Here is a 15,780-nt window from a genome sequence, read left to right as displayed (position 1 = left end):
TTCTGTACCAAATCATGTCTCGTATTTCATAGCCTGTTCTTGATCTGGTTGAAATATACAAGTGGCTTAGGACAAGAGATGTGGATGAGGAAAATAGTCCCGACATGATAAGGACCATTATACTACATCCTAAAATAAGGAAATGACCGATATTATTATGGAGAGCTTTCTTCTAACAAAATGAGGAGTGATACAACGTACAATGTATACAAACATGATCCAAAAGCATCTATCCCAAGGAGATATGGAAAGCGTTGTTAAACAAATTGCATATATTGGCGAAAAAAAGGATACCACCCAATTGCCTTTCTTGATTGAACTCCTGAAATCTACGGACAACAAAATACTACGAAACGAAATTGCTATTGCTTTATCTGACATTGGAGATGATCGAGCAGTTGAACCGTTAATTGAAGTCATCACAGACCCCAAGACATCAGGAAGCAGAGGCACGTTGCTATACGCTCTTGAAAACCTGAATTACATAGTACATATAGAGAACATTATTCCATTTATCGGTGATTCCAGTCTGGAAGTGAGCGCGCAGTCATTCATGTTGCTGGAGCAAATAATGGATAAGTTATCGGATTTACAGAACCTTAGGTGTCAACAACTTATTGAAATGCAAATCTCACATAACCAAAGCAAGCTTTTGGAAGTAGCTTTAGAAATGTTGAAGAAATGGAGGTATTAGCTGGAATAAGATAAACACGCTTCTTTCAATCTCCCCTCCCGATCGTTTACAATAAGAAATTGAATGCAACAAACGAAGGAGCGGTTAAGGATGGCCAAACAGAAATACTATGTCGTCTGGGAAGGAAAGCAGCCTGGCGTATACAGCACATGGGCAGAATGCAAAGCACAGACTGATCATTTTACCGGAGCAAAATATAAATCGTATGAATCGAAAGCTGCTGCCGAAGAGGCATATCGTGCCGGATGGAAAGGAAACTGGGGGACAGGTGCCGGTGGATCGGGCACTTCTTCGAAGACCAAGTCTGGCAGCAGCGGAAGAAGCTCAGGCATGGAAACATCCGCGGAAATTGACTATGACAGCATATCTGTTGACGTAGGTACGCGCGGAAATCCGGGCCCTGTGGAGTATAAAGGGGTGGACACGCGCACTGGGGAGATTATTTTCTCCGTTGGGCCGATTGCCAAGGGCACAAATAATCTGGGTGAATTTCTCGCCATTGTGCATGCCCTGGCTCATCTCAAAAAAGAGGGCAGTAACAAAACGGTTTATACGGACTCCGTCAATGCGATGAAATGGTTGAAGCAAAAAGCGGTGTCCACTACGCTGGTACGGGATGCCTCAACCGAAGAAATCTGGTTAATGATTGACCGAGCCGAGCAGTGGTTGCGGACCCATACGTACAATAATAAAGTACTGAAATGGCAGACTAAACAATGGGGCGAAATCAAGGCGGATTACGGCCGAAAATAACCCTTTTTCGCTACGTTTTCTTCATTATTAATTTTCTATGAGAAACGATGTTTACAATTTCCAGTTTCCATTCTATAATCAGTTCAATATGATAAGTTACACATATCGGGAGGAGCCTGTCATCAGCAGGCTCTTCTATCTTTATGGACCATCGTGTCCATAGAAATGTTGAATTGAGTACACTTTGCAGGAGGCAGACATGAGTTCCATTTATAGAAGTGAAGAAGGCAAGAACAGCATACTTGAGGAATATGAAGCGTATGTTGATCAATTGGGCGAAGGTTTCACACGAGAATACGTAGAGACACGTTTTGGACAAACGCATGTTTTATTAACCGGTCCTGAACATGGCAAGCCGTTATTTATTCTTCAAGGTGGGAATTGTGTGAATCCGATGACGTTATCCTGGTTTTCTTCGCTATTCAAAGAATACCGGATTATTGCACCCGATACGATCGGTCATCCAGGGTACAGTGAGGAAACGCGGATTTCGGCAAGGTTTGATAGTTTGGCTATGTGGGTTTCTGACTTGCTGGACCACTACAAGATCGAAAAAAGTGCGTTTATCGGTCCTTCCTTCGGAGGAGGAATCATCCTAAGGCTGGCGACCTACATTCCGGACCGAATTGCATGTTCCGTTTTGGTAGCACCAGCTGGATTGGCCGTGGGCTCCAAAATCAAAATGGCCCAGGATATTGTGCTGCCGCTCGTTACGTACAGAATGACTTCTTCTCCAACTTCTCTGCAAAAGATCGCGGATACCATGTCATGCAGCTGTATGAAAGAAATAGATAGAACAATTATCGGAAAAATCTTCAAACACGTCAGTCTGGAACAGGATATGCCCAAGCTAACAGAGCGGGAAGAGCTGGTTAACTATACGTCACCAACTCTATTACTCGTGGGGGAGAAGGATGTCTTTTTCCCGGCAGACAAGGTAATCGAACGTGCTCAGAAAATTATCTCGAATGTAAAAGCAGTCAAATATGATACTGGTCATTTCCCGTCTCCGGATGTGTTGATCCACATGAATGAGGAAATCCAACAGTTTTTACAGAAGAATTATTAAAAAGTAGTAAAGGATGGGGCGGAATTTTTTACCAGTTAAAATAAACCCAAATTAACCGCCCTGTCTGTCATAATAGTAGATGAGTGTATCTGGTTCCATTTAAGATTGTGGATTTCAATAAGGGATAACTCTAGTATACTGCATTGTATAGCCATTTTTATGTTGTGCGCATGGATGTGTTTCAATCTGCATCATTTGGTTTATATAGATGGTTGGCGATGAAACGCCTGTCCGGTTGGAACTGAGTGATGCAACATGCGACAAGTCTTCCGATCGACAAGGTTGAAAAGAGGTCTGTTATGAGAAAAGATAACTCCAAAATAGCTTTGCAGCGCAATGTTATTTTGAATGATACATATCAGGTAAGACAAGTACTGGCGTGCAGCGAGCTTGCCATTGTATATGCAGGTAGAGACAAGAATACAGGCGTAAAGGTTGCGATCAAGGAATTTTTCCCGCAAAGACTGGCTGCCCGTCAATCAGACAAACGGCGGGTATTCTGTTCTTCGAGAGGATTTGGTGGACAGTATCAGGAGCTTCTTGCTGCTTTTATGGTAGAAGGAGATCTGTTATCTACGCTGAATCATCCTCATATTATTCCGTATGTGGATCACTTTGAAGCGAATGACACGGGTTATCTTGTGATGGAATATTGCACAGGAGTGACCCTGACGGAATATCTGAACGAGCGCAATCACGCGCTGGATGCAGCTTTTATTACGAAGACGTTGCTTCCGCTGGTGGACACACTGGACTATATTCACAAACAGGGAATTCTCCATCGGGACGTGAAGCCCTCCAACATTATGGTGATGGAGGATGGGACACCCAAGCTCCTGGACTTTGGTTCGGCTGCTCGCTGGCCCATGCAAACGGGAGATAAACAGGTGATCTTTACTTCCGCAGGTTATTCGCCGCTTGAATTTTACTCGGAGAAATCCAATCAGGGACCGATGTCAGACATCTACAGCCTGGCGGCTCTGCTTCATTATTGGACATGCGGACAACCGCCGATGGATGTAAAGCAGCGGTTGTTCCGGGACGAACTGCCATCTGTACGTACGCATAATGAGTATGTGAGCCCGTGGCTCGCGCGTGTGATTCACTGGGGTTTGACGGTCCGCTCCGAGAAGCGCTGTGCTTCTCTGGCTTGGGTCAGAAGGTCGTTGCGGGTTCAAGCCTGGATGTGGACATTGCGTAAACCAGGCAGGGTGGAATGGACTTTGTCCGAAAATGAACATACCCAGATCTATGCCTTGGAGCCTCAGAATAAGGATGAGACGGCTTGAGGGATAAGCCTCTTATGCCGAAACGAACAGTTACAATTAATGAGCGTATGTGTCTTATATAATACAAGAAACAAGCCAGTTCATCTTCCTTGCGAGGGGCGGACTGGCTTTTTTCTGTGCTCTTTTTTAGCATGACGACAGCGATCGGAAGGTTGTTCTGGCAGCGGAGTGGCAAGTGTAAATATTCTTTAGTTCAATTTATAAAGATGTTCAGTTTGGCGCCCGCAAAAGAAAAATTATTTCTTTTTTTAATTATTTTATGGAAAAATACTTCATTCTCATTCCTGATGCTGCATATACTCCATTGGAAAGATGGAGTGATAAGTCAGGACATCGGACGCAAGCGCTGGCTCCCGTCTTACACCAAACTGAGGGGGAATGTTGTGTGACCACCAACAAAAAGGGTTTGACAGTATCTTTGCTGTTAGTCGTTATGATGTCGATGTTGCTTGCTGCCTGCGGAGGAAATGGCACTACTGCTGGTACGTCAAGTCCGGCAAGCGCTGGGGGAACAGGCACAGAAGCCGACAAAGGTGCTTCGACTGGAGAGCCTGTCACTCTGGAGTTTTGGACAATTGCACTGCAACCCACCTTCAATGATTACTTTAATGATCTGATTGCCAAGTATGAGAGCAGTCATCCTGGCGTGACGGTGGAGTGGAAGGACTACCCTTATGATGCGATTTCGCAGCGTTTGTTGACCAGTACGGCCAGCGGCAACAGCCCTGATGTCGTGAATCTGAACACCGAATTTGCCAGTCAATTGGGAAGTAAGGGAGCCTTGTTGAATCTGAACGAATACCTGACAGATGAGGAAGCAAAGAGTTATTTTGAAGGCATTTATAATTCCACGATCTTGAATGGCAAGGCTTACGCGCTTCCCTGGTACACAGGTACGGAAGTGCTGTTCATGAATACTAAGCTGGTGCAGCAAGCGGGCCTTGACCCGGCGAATCCACCTCAGACTCGGGAGGAGTTGGTTGAGTGGGGCCGCCAGGTCCATGAGAAGACTGGAGTTGCAGGATATGCGCAGCAACTTGTCTCCAAGCTGTTCCCGATCGATGGCATCCCTATTCTGAATGAGGATAAAACTGCCGCTGCTTTCAATACGCCAGAAGCCGAGGCAATGATCGCCCAAATGCGAGATTTGATGGCCGAAGGTGTGGTACTGAAGGAGGATGCGGAATTTAGCAAGCAGATCCAATACTTTTCCGGCGAGCAGGTAGCTTTCCAATTGTCGGGGCCAACCTTTATCAATTTCATCAAGAAGTCTGCGCCGGATGTTTACAAGAATACGATTGCTGTACCGCTTCCAACGGGCAAAGCCAACCTGCGACTCTCCAACTCCATGAACCTCGTTGTGCCGCAGAAGTCCAAAAATCCCGAGCAGGCTGTAGAATTTGCCGCTTTTATTACCAATTCCGAGAATCAGACTGCCTTCTCCAAGGTAGCCAACACATTGCCGTCGAGCAAAGCCTCCATTCAAGATCCGTTCTTTACGGAATCCGACGGCTCGCTGGAAGCAGAAGCAAAGGTCGCTTCTTCTCAGAGTCTGGACAAAGCGACGGATTATATGGTCGGCGTCCCGAGTGCTGCGGATATCAACTCCGCACTGACGCGGGGGCTACAGGAAATTCTGATGAATGGAGCAGACATTAAAGAGACACTGAATGCTGTGGAGAAGGAAGTGAACAATATCCTGAGCCAGGGCTCTTAAACAATCGCGGAAAAGCTTGTTGTGGGGGAGTGCGTTCTCCCCCTCGATCCTTGAGGAGAGGGAGGCATAACGGGGTGTATAAGGCGATTCGATCCGAATCTTTTACCGCATGGGCGTTTATGGCACCAGGCTTATTGTTTTTGGCAGTGTTTACCTTTTGGCCGATTATTTACGGAATACCGCTCTCATTCACCGATTATTCTGTTATTACGGAGACGCATTACGTAGGACTGGATAACTTCACTCGTGCCTTCAAAGATCACAATTTTCTGGTTTCGCTGTGGAATTCGCTGGTGTATGTGCTGATTGTACCCGTGATTCAACTCCTCTCAATCTTAATGGCGATTCTGGTCAACAGCCGGATTCCGGGTGTCAAAATGTTTCGGGCTGCCTACTATATACCGGTTGTAACCTCAATGGTTGCCGTAGCGCTGATCTGGAGCTGGCTCTTGGGCAATAATGGCGTGGTCAATTATCTTCTGCTGAAGGCAGGCGTTCTCAGCGAGCAGGTCTCATGGCTCTCTACGAGCAGTACGGCGTTGTATGTTTTGATGTTCATCACCATGTGGAAAGGCCTGGGCTACTACATGATGCTGTATCTGGCAGGACTTCAGGGCATTCCTGCTGATCTGTATGAAGCAGCCCGGGTGGATGGGGCTGGGCCGCTGAGAATGATTGTTCACGTAACCATTCCCTTGTTGCGGCCGCATATTCTGTTTTGTACCTTAATCTCGGTAATGGGGGCGATCCGCGTGTTCGACGAGGTCTACATTTTGACCAAAGGCGGACCGGGAACATCCACGTTGACCTCAAGTGTTTATATTTTTCAAAAAGGGCTGGAGCAGTTTAACTTTGGTTATGCCTCGGCACTTGGACTGATTGTCAGTGTGTTAGTAGGGGCGCTTAGCGTGCTGGTGTTCCGTCTGAACCGGAAAGGCGGGGTGAATTCCTATTGATTCTGAGTACACTTTCGTCTAAAAAAATGAAAACATGTCTTCGCTATGTGATCACCTATGTGCTGTTAATCCTGCTTGCCCTGTTCATGATGGGTCCTTTCCTGTGGCTGCTTAGTGTATCGCTAATGCCGGGTCGCAATGTGTTCGCCAATCCGCCAGCGATCCTGCCTACGTTCATCGCATTCGACAACTATGTGCAGGTGTGGGAGTTCATGGAGTTTCCGCGCTACATTATGAATACCGTAGTCATCACCCTGCTTGGTGTGGTTTTCAACATTATTTTGTCCTGTCTGACGGCATATCCGCTGGCGGTTTTCCGGTTCAAGGGAAGGAATCTGGTATTTACGCTGCTGATCTCGACCATGGTTATTCCGTCGGCAACGGCCATGATTGTGCATTATTTGACCATACAGGCCTTGCATCTGGGCAATACGTTTCTTGGGGTGGTGCTTCCAGCTGCGGTGTCAGTGTTCAACATCTTTCTAATGCGGCAGACTTTCTTGGGCATACCGGTGGATATCAGGGATTCTGGCAAAATGGATGGAGCCTCCGAGCTTCGTATCTTCGTACAGCTCGTCATGCCTCTGGTCAAACCGGGCATTGCCGTCATCGGATTGCTGGAGGTTATGGCGTTCTGGAACAATTTCCTGTGGCCGATTGTAGTGCTGGATGATCCGCAGAAATATCCGCTGGCAGCAGCACTTACGTATCTGAACGGTCAGTTCTCATATAACTTTGGCTGGATTGCCGCCGGAACGATGATTTCGGTGCTGCCCATTATCATTGTGTTTCTCTTCACACAGAAATACTATATGGAAGGCATTGCAGGTGCGATTAAAGGGTAGAACGAACGAGATACGAAGATGACCGGACCCCAAGTACAGAAAGGGTGATCACATTCATGCCAAAGCAGTATAAGCTAGCACTTGTCCCGTTGGATGAACGGCCGTGCAATTATAATTTTCCTTATTTATTGGCCCATGGGACAGAATTCACAGTGGAACGTCCGCCCTTAGAAATGATGGGGCTCAAGAAACGCCCTGGTGATGTGGAGCAGCTCTGGTCCTGGTTCGAGGAAAGCTGTACAGGGGCAGACGGTGCTGTTGTCGCGCTGGATACACTTCTATATGGCGGTATTATTCCATCGAGACTGCATGAGTTGAAGCTGGAAGAACTGACCGAACGTCTGGAGCGACTTAGGGGAATCAAGGAGCGTCATCCTCAGCTGACCTTATACGCGTTCCAACTGATTATGCGCTGTCCGCAATATTCCCTGTCGGATGAAGAACCGGACTATTATGCGGATTGGGGGCGGGAAATCTTCCGCAAGGGTTTCATCAGCCATCGGCTGGAACTGGGGATTGCGACTGACGAGGAGATCGCGGAACTGAATGATATTGATACCCGGCTGCCAGCCAAGGTGCTGGAAGATTACCTTGGGCGAAGGGCGATCAATATTGCAGCGAACCAACAGGTGATGGCTCTGGTAAAGGAAGGAATTATCGATTTCATGATTGTTCCTCAGGATGATTCAGCGCCTTATGGTCATACGGCGAAGGATCAAGAGAAGGTCCGGGCAAGCATTACTGCTCTGGATCTGGAGCTTAAGGTATATATGTATCCAGGAGCAGACGAAGTGGGCTGCGTACTGCTTACCCGGATGATGAACAAGACCCGCGGCCGAATGCCGCTTGTGTATCCCCGCTTGTCGTCTGTGCAGGGAGCGTTTGTTACGCCGCTGTTCGAGGATCGATTTTTCTATGAGACCCTGAAGTATCAGATTCTGGCCGCAGGCGGGCTCATTGCATCAAGTGCAGATGAAGCGGATCTGATTCTGCTGATCAGTACACCGGGTGAGACGATGGCAGAGGCGGTATCGCAGCAGCATTCTTTCTACAGTTATGATGTGTACCGGAACCTGATGGAATTAATTGAATACGGGGATTATCTGCTCCGATGCAAGGGGAAACCGATTGCAGTTGCGGATGTCGGGTACGCCAATGGCGGTGATCAGAAGCTGGTCAAGATGCTGCGGCAAAAAGACATGTTATTCGATCTTGCCGGATATGCGGCCTGGAATACCAGTTCCAATTCGCTCGGGACCGTCATCTCGCAGGCCATGATCTATCTGATCTATGGGCGTACACAAGAACATCTTGATTTTCTGGCGCTGCGGTATGCCGAAGATGTCTGCTATTGTTCAGTTGTGCGGGGAGAACTGAGTAATGGCCCGGTGCAGGAGATGGGGTATGGCAAATATCTGCTGGATGGGCCACGCGGCCGTATCGCTGCCCGAGTAGAGGAACGGCTGCGTCAGGAGCTTGCTGTACGAATAGACAGTTCTTCTGGGAGTGTAGAGATTACCAATTGTTACATGCCGTGGAACCGGATGTTCGAAGTGGGGCTCTCTGTACGGTTTGTTCCTGCCGCCCTTGGGCTGAAGAATTAGATGATGAGAGAGAAGGTGGGGAGCCTGAAAAAAATGGTCCTGGAGAAACTGCATCAGGGGCTGATTGTTTCCTGTCAGGCGCTGCCGGATGAGCCGCTGCACGGCGCGGTGTACATGGCGCGGATGGCTGCAGCGGCTGAAGAAGGCGGAGCAGCCGGGATCCGGGCGAACGGTGCTGCGGATGTGCGGGCCATCAAACAAGCCGTATCGCTGCCAGTCATCGGTATTGTGAAGCGCAATTACCCGGATTCTGCTGTATATATCACCCCCACGATGAGAGAAATCGACGAGCTGCTGGAGGCTGGTGCAGACATCATTGCATTGGATGCGACCCGGCAGAAGCGGCCGGAGAATGATACGCTTGAGCAAATTACAGGCTTTCTGAACGACAACGGAACGGTTTCCATGGCAGACATCTCCATTCTGGAGGAGGCGGTATATGCTGAATCGCTAGGAGTTAGTTGTGTCTCAACTACACTCTCCGGTTACACCCCTTACTCCCAGCAGCAGGATGGACCGAATCTGGAGCTGCTGAAGCTAGCTGCCCAGCGTCTGAAGATTCCGGTCATTGCTGAAGGCCGAATCAGCCAGCCTTCCCAGGTGGAAAAGGCGCTGGAACTGGGGGCCTACGCTGTTGTGGTAGGCTCCGCGATAACACGGCCCCAGCTGATTACCCGGCGGTTTGCGGCAGTGACGACAAAAGTGAGGATGAGAAACGATGGAAATGAACGATCGAATTAATACGTATTACCCTTCAATGACCAAGTCGGAGCAGAAGGTAGCGCGTTGCGTCGTGGAGCATCCGGATAACCTGATCTATCTATCCGTGACGGAGCTGGCTGATTTTGCAGGAACGGGAGAAACTACGGTGATGCGCTTCTGTCGTAAAATCGGGTTTAAAGGTTACCAGGATTTCAAGCTGATGTTGGCCCAGGGGCTGCCAAAACGGCAGAACCTTCCGGAAAGCGGGGGTGAAGAGAGTGATGTTGCGGACCAATTATATGCTTCCATGGTAGGTGTGCTTCAGTCGACTCAGGGGATGCTGGATCGAGAACAACTGAAGCAGACTGTACAGTGCCTTGATCAAGCACGACATGTACAGTTCTTTGGCGTGGGCTCTTCGGGGATCACGGCCCTGGATGCCAAAAACCGCTTCTTGCGCATCGGTCGGCGCGTGGAAGCCAATTCCGACAGCCATATTCAGTCCATGATGGCGGTGACGATGGGGGAAGGCGATGTTGCTTTTGGAATCAGTGTGTCGGGGAGCACGCTGGATACGAATGATATGCTGAGGAAGGCCAAGCAGAACGGAGCAAAGGTTATTGCCATGACGAATTATGCGAAATCCCCTGTTGCTTCCATTGCAGATATCGTACTTTTGACTGCCGGGAAGGAATCTCCGCTCGAAGGTGGGTCCGTCGGGGCCAAAATATCCCAGTTGTTCATTATCGATCTTCTCTGCCAGGGGTTGGAGGGACTGCATGTGGAAGAGAGCAAGAGGATGAAGGAATGGACAGCAAGGGCGGTAATTGACCGTATTTATTGAACCATGTATCTGAATGGGGGAGAAGCAGCTGCGGCAGGTCATTGGCGTGGATATCGGAGGAACGGGGATCAAGGGACTTGTGGTTAATGAAACCGGAATGGTTCTTGCGGAAATGGAACGAGCAACTGAGGCATGTCAGGGCCGGAAAGGTATACTTGGTCAGTTGAATGAGCTGTTGAGTGAGCTGCTGGCAAGATGTGCCGAGGTGGAGGCCATGGGCATCGCTTCAGCGGGCAGGGTGAATGCAACTACGGGGGAAGTAGTCTACGCGACCGACAATTTACCTGGTTGGCAGGGCATGCCGCTGACGCAATGGGCGAAGGAAACGTTCGGATTGCCTGCAGTTGCGGATAACGATGCCAATGCCGCGTTGATCGGAGAGGTGTGGCTTGGGGCAGGACGTGGCAAGCAAAGCCTGGTGATGCTGACTCTTGGCACCGGTGTCGGAGGTGCCAACATGTGCGAAGGACGGCTGCTGCGCGGAGCTGGCTGGCGCGGTGGGGATTGGGGGCACAGTGTACTTGTGCCTGGAGGGCATCCTTGCAATTGTGGCAAACAGGGTTGTGTGGAGCAATATGTCTCTGGCAGTGCGCTGCAGCGGATTGCACTAGAACAGACGGAGAGCACGTATACTCATGGCCGTGAAATCATGGCAGCCGCAGGAAGGGGAGAAGCAGCTGCGCTCATCGTTCTGGAGCAATACACTGCCGACTTGGCGCTGGTTATGGCCAATATCAGTGCATCGATGGATCCCGAGTTGATTATCCTCGGTGGTGGAGTGATTCATGATCATGCCATATGGTGGCATCGGCTTACCAACAAGCTGCACCGTGAAGGGCTGGCAGACCGGATTGTTGCTGCTGAACTTGGCAACCGGGCTGGTTGCTTCGGGGCGGCAAGACTGGCTATGGAGCGGCTGTACCAAGACGGATCAGCCTGACTCGGAGGCAGTGACAAGGAGGAGAAAGCGCATGGCTATGGAGCAGGAAAAATGCACTGATGTTGTTATTATCGGTGGCGGACTTGGCGGGACGGCAGCTGCACTGGCCGCAGCCAAAGCGGGTCAGCGGGTTCTTTTGACGGAAGAGACGGACTGGCTTGGTGGTCAATTGACCTCACAAGCAGTGCCACCGGATGAGCACCGCTGGATTGAACAATCCGGCTGCACCGCTTCGTACCGTGAGTTTCGCAGCAGGGTCAGGGATTATTACAGACGGAATTACCCGCTTACAGAATCCGCTAGGTGTAATCCCATTCTGAACCCTGGCAATGGCTGGGTCAGCCGCTTGACGCATGAGCCCAAGGTAGCACTTGCGGTTCTGCACGAGATGCTTGCTCCCTATGTGAATACTGGACGGATTGAAGTGCTCTATCATACCGTACCCGTTCATGTGGATACAGCAGGTGATCGGGTGACTGGCGTGACTGTGCGGGAAGGGCGAACGGGAGGATTGATTAAGCTCCGGGGGGCCTATTATCTGGATGCCACAGAATGCAGCGATCTGCTTCCCCTTGCCGGAGTGGAGCATGTAAGCGGAGCAGAATCTAGGCGGGAGACGGGTGAGCCTCATGCCCTGGAAGAAGCGGACCCGCTAGATATGCAGTCGATTACCCATGTGGCGGCGGTGGATTATGTACACGATGGAAACTTCACGATTCCCCGTCCTCGGGAATATGACTACTGGCGTCAGTATGTTCCCTCGTTCTCATCGTATCCGATCCTGAGCTGGTATGCTTCAGATGCCAATGATACCTCCAAGCTGAAAGAGTTCACGATGTTCCCGAATGAACAAGGTGTTGTCTCCTTATGGGATTATCGTCGGATCGTTGATCCCGAACTATGGTCAGAACCGTTGAACGATGGTGAAGTTACACTGCTTAACTGGGCGCTGAACGATTATTATGCTGGTCCCCTGATCGGGGTATCCCCAGAGGAAAGGCAACAACATCTGGATAGCGCAAGGCAGCTTACGCTCTCTTTGGTGTATTGGCTTCAAACGGAGGCTCCCCGCCTCGATGGAGGACGGGGCTACCCCGGCGTACGGTTGCGCGGAGATGTGCTGGGCACGGATGATGGTCTAGCAAAAGCTCCGTATATTCGGGAATCACGTCGAATCCGCGGCCTGTATACCGTAACCGAACAGGACGTGAGCAAGGAATTGCGTGGGGCAAAGGGAGCAAAACGTTACAAGGACAGCGTAGGGGTAGGCAGCTATCATCTGGATCTCCATCCCACAACCGTGAGTCAGCGGACCTTTTATATTCCTAATCATCCCTATGAGATTCCCTTGGGCTCGCTGATCCCGGTGCGGATGAAGAACCTGCTTCCAGCCTGCAAAAATATTTCCATGACCCAGATCGCGAACGGGTGTTACCGTCTGCATCCCACCGAATGGAATATTGGTGAGGCATCCGGTACCCTTGCGGCATATGCGATTGCCAATCAGGTAGAACCGACAGCAGTAAGAGAGACAGATGAGCATCTTCAGTCCTATCAGGCACAGCTGATTCGGCAGGGTGTTCAGCTTCATTGGACAGATGCGGAGCTGGAAGGGGATCGTTAGACAGACGTCTGGTAGAAAATCTCTATAATAGCTATACACTTGCATATTAGAGATAACAAGGGGATAAAAAAATGATTCCTGTTGAGTACAGGAATCATTTTCTGTTAGTGGATTAGCTCTCTTCAACACTCCGATTACCCCATGGCGTGCTGTGGATCTTTCTTTTGTCCTACATAGATATTGGTACTTGGTTTGATGGCTTTGTATCGAATTTCAATCTCCGTGACTCCATCCTCAAACGTAATATACAACTTTTCATTATACTCCAGAGCTTCTGTATGCCTGGGCTTCACGGGTGTTCGTCCCCGAACGACTGTGCAGTTCGTATCATGTCGTACCAATAACGTTTCCTTTTTACCAGCCTCCAGCCAGATTCGTCCTGACTCCGGTACCTTAATCCCAATGTCCATCCGATCAAATAGTTCACTGAGACTTACTTTCCGTCGCTCCAATGAAGTCAGTGGCCAATTCGTCACGGGAATATCTTCTCCGTTTGCAGTGGCCAAGAAGTATCCTTCCAGTCTTCCGCGGAATACAGGTTTTGGTTTCAGCACAAACCAATACAGGGCGAAGATGCCCCCGGCTGCGAGGAGACCGAGTCCCGTATATAGCAGTACCTTTTCACGTAAAGAATGAATTTGCAACTGAATGTCTGCGGTTACACTCGCGCCTTCGGAATCCGTTGCGGTTACCTTGATAGATGAACTACCGGTGTGAAGCGAAGACCAGCGCAGTATATTGCCTTCAATGACAGCGTCTCCGAGTTTGCGCTCACTCCCACCTTCTGAGAGGGCATACGTTAATGGGTCATTATTGGCATCCTTAAAATAGTTGCTTAGATCAGCCTCTGTATTGCTATCGTCTTTGGATAACACCATGGACTCCCCGGTTGCTATGGGGGCCTGATTCGTAATATCTACTTCAACGGGGGTGATCTCCCGATAAAAGTCAGGACCATCAATCCGAAGACCCCATGTGTATATACCCGATTTTGGAAAAGTGTAGTTCCCCTTAAACCCGCTGCCTGTATTGGCCAAAGGGATACGCTCTGTTTTGCCATCAGACGGGGTCACAATGAGTTCTGCTTCAAGTCCCTTGTAAACATTCAAATCCTGAATGGGTTTAGGGTTCACGGCCTGATCGTAGAGAGAGGCTTCAAATGTGATGCTTTTCCCCTTAACAGGCTGCTCCGTTGCCATATTTGCAACCGCAGACACGTTGTAGTTACCAAGTAGATTGATCTTCACCAAATCTCCGCTGCGCCCCTTGAATTTCAGCTTGAACTGTCCTTTGACCGGACGAATGATCTTCATTAGAGCATATTTATCAGATCGGATGAAGCTGACATTGCTCGACTGATAATACAGCTGAGCTTCAGAGACAGCATGATCCGAGAGCATGATAATGTTAGCATCCGCCATGCTTGAATTGGGAATGTCCACAGTTACCTCCTGCATTGCCCCTGTTGCTGTTACTGCTGCCACAGATACTAGAACAGATTGAATCTGATCTGCAAAAATCCGGTTGAAAATTTCAGGCAAGTCGTCTGCACTTCCCGTGATAAAGGAAGATCCACCCGTCTCCTGAGCTATCCGCTCCAGTTCAGCGGGGTTAACTGTACCATCGCGGTTTAGTCCGACGGTATAGATGGGATAATTAGCTTTTTGAGCCATCTCAATAACCTTGTCTACATCTTTGGAAGAATCAGCTGGTGTTCTGCTCGACGAACCACGCAAATCCGTTTCCCCATCAGAGAGCAAAATCATAAATGGCTTTCGTTTGTCCGTCTGGGACTGTTCGAGCAAGCTCGCACCTCGGCGCAAGCCAAGTCCAAGATCGGTATACCCTGAGCGTTTTAAGCCGTCAACACGACTACGAAGGTTATTTCGTGCCCCAGAGGATGATATATCCATTAGGGGTACGGATGAAGTGATTTGATCATTATAAGCTACAAATCCCAATCGAGTCTTAGGTCCACTACTCATATCCATAAACATATGTATAACTTCTTCGGCGATGCGATCTTTGTCGGTCTCATTCATGGAGTAGCTAACATCCAGGACAAACATGGCATCAAGCCCTTCATACGCGTGGGTCTTGACAGATGATTCCGCGTACGAACTCCCAATGTCCCATGCTGGAATTAAAACGCTAATCACCAATAGGGAGAGCAGTATTTTTTTGCATTTAATTAATATCATGTGAGGCTTCAAATCTCCTTTCTGGTTTGAAAACTTGAGTTCATTTTTTGGAAATACTAAAATTTTTTTTTAAAACTTTTGCTTATTCACGATATAAGGCCGTTATGCATAGTTTTTGTTTGTTAATAATAATGCAACACCGCATACTTTAAGTCTTTTTACTCTTAATTAGGGGGAAAACTCCACTAGTCTTAAATCATTGAACATCATCCAAATTATAGGATATTCTATATCATCGGCATGATTCGTAAGGAAGTGAAGTGAATTCTAGAAATTAGTTCTATAGGTATATCGAAGGTTATAAAATGAGCTTTTAGACCTATATTGGGGATTGTTGACAAAACATATCTCTGATGATTAAGATGAATTCCATAAATCTCCAAAGCAAACGGCATAATCTGGTACATAAGTTCCAGTCGTATGTTGACAGCTCGTTCTATTGGTCTTGTGTGTGCTGGGGATGTTGATTCTCCTGGATCATGACTTAAGGCTGATAGAGATGTGCGGAGTGTCAAAAATTGATGGAGGGGGGGAAGCATTCG

The 15,780-nt window shown here is 48.7% G+C and carries 13 protein-coding genes; 12 read left to right on the top strand and 1 reads right to left on the bottom strand.

Annotated features, from left to right (window positions below):
- Window positions 1-202 precede the first annotated feature (202 nt).
- From ACFTRD_RS30940 to ACFTRD_RS30885, 12 genes are all read left to right on the top strand, one after another.
- Window positions 203-694 carry a HEAT repeat domain-containing protein gene (locus ACFTRD_RS30940; RefSeq protein WP_379386722.1) on the top strand — a complete coding sequence of 164 codons (492 nt, stop codon included), beginning with the start codon at window positions 203-205 and terminating at the stop codon, window positions 692-694.
- A gap of 90 nt (window positions 695-784) precedes the next feature.
- Complete coding sequence (gene rnhA, locus ACFTRD_RS30935; protein ID WP_379386720.1) at window positions 785-1,447, top strand: ribonuclease H; 663 nt, start codon at window positions 785-787, stop codon at window positions 1,445-1,447.
- 199 nt (window positions 1,448-1,646) lie between these two features.
- Window positions 1,647-2,516: an alpha/beta fold hydrolase gene (locus ACFTRD_RS30930; RefSeq protein WP_379386718.1), complete on the top strand. Its 870-nt coding sequence runs from the start codon at window positions 1,647-1,649 to the stop codon at window positions 2,514-2,516.
- A 299-nt stretch (window positions 2,517-2,815) separates the two neighbouring features.
- A complete protein-coding gene (locus tag ACFTRD_RS30925; RefSeq protein WP_379386716.1) occupies window positions 2,816-3,805 on the top strand; it encodes a serine/threonine protein kinase in 990 nt (329 codons plus the stop codon).
- A gap of 385 nt (window positions 3,806-4,190) precedes the next feature.
- On the top strand, window positions 4,191-5,522 hold the full coding sequence (locus ACFTRD_RS30920) for an ABC transporter substrate-binding protein (RefSeq protein ID WP_379386714.1): 1,332 nt from the start codon (window positions 4,191-4,193) through the stop codon (window positions 5,520-5,522).
- Between the two features lie 74 nt (window positions 5,523-5,596).
- Window positions 5,597-6,478, top strand: coding sequence for a carbohydrate ABC transporter permease (locus tag ACFTRD_RS30915; protein ID WP_192269281.1), 882 nt, complete (start codon window positions 5,597-5,599; stop codon window positions 6,476-6,478).
- Between the two features lie 26 nt (window positions 6,479-6,504).
- Complete coding sequence (locus ACFTRD_RS30910; protein WP_379386769.1) at window positions 6,505-7,323, top strand: carbohydrate ABC transporter permease; 819 nt, start codon at window positions 6,505-6,507, stop codon at window positions 7,321-7,323.
- A 56-nt stretch (window positions 7,324-7,379) separates the two neighbouring features.
- Window positions 7,380-8,927 carry a DUF4127 family protein gene (locus ACFTRD_RS30905; protein ID WP_379386711.1) on the top strand — a complete coding sequence of 516 codons (1,548 nt, stop codon included), beginning with the start codon at window positions 7,380-7,382 and terminating at the stop codon, window positions 8,925-8,927.
- A gap of 33 nt (window positions 8,928-8,960) precedes the next feature.
- Window positions 8,961-9,668, top strand: coding sequence for an N-acetylmannosamine-6-phosphate 2-epimerase (locus tag ACFTRD_RS30900; RefSeq protein WP_379386709.1), 708 nt, complete (start codon window positions 8,961-8,963; stop codon window positions 9,666-9,668).
- Window positions 9,646-10,473, top strand: a complete 828-nt coding sequence (locus ACFTRD_RS30895; RefSeq protein WP_379386707.1) for a MurR/RpiR family transcriptional regulator — start codon at window positions 9,646-9,648, stop codon at window positions 10,471-10,473. The genes ACFTRD_RS30900 and ACFTRD_RS30895 overlap by 23 nt, the downstream gene beginning before the upstream one ends.
- Window positions 10,474-10,486: 13 nt before the next feature.
- Complete coding sequence (locus ACFTRD_RS30890; protein ID WP_379386705.1) at window positions 10,487-11,413, top strand: ROK family protein; 927 nt, start codon at window positions 10,487-10,489, stop codon at window positions 11,411-11,413.
- Between the two features lie 37 nt (window positions 11,414-11,450).
- Window positions 11,451-13,037, top strand: coding sequence for an FAD-dependent oxidoreductase (locus ACFTRD_RS30885; protein WP_379386767.1), 1,587 nt, complete (start codon window positions 11,451-11,453; stop codon window positions 13,035-13,037).
- Between the two features lie 134 nt (window positions 13,038-13,171).
- On the opposite strand, the gene ACFTRD_RS30880 is transcribed toward ACFTRD_RS30885, so the two are convergent.
- Complete coding sequence (locus ACFTRD_RS30880; protein ID WP_379386703.1) at window positions 13,172-15,238, bottom strand: VWA domain-containing protein; 2,067 nt, start codon at window positions 15,236-15,238, stop codon at window positions 13,172-13,174.
- Window positions 15,239-15,780: the final 542 nt, after the last annotated feature.

This window comes from Paenibacillus sp. NPDC056933 (assembly GCF_042674385.1).
In the GTDB taxonomy this organism is placed as follows: Bacteria; Bacillota; Bacilli; order Paenibacillales; family Paenibacillaceae; genus Paenibacillus.
Note: the sequence above shows the minus strand (reverse complement) of the source record. Positions and strands in the feature narration are given on the sequence as shown.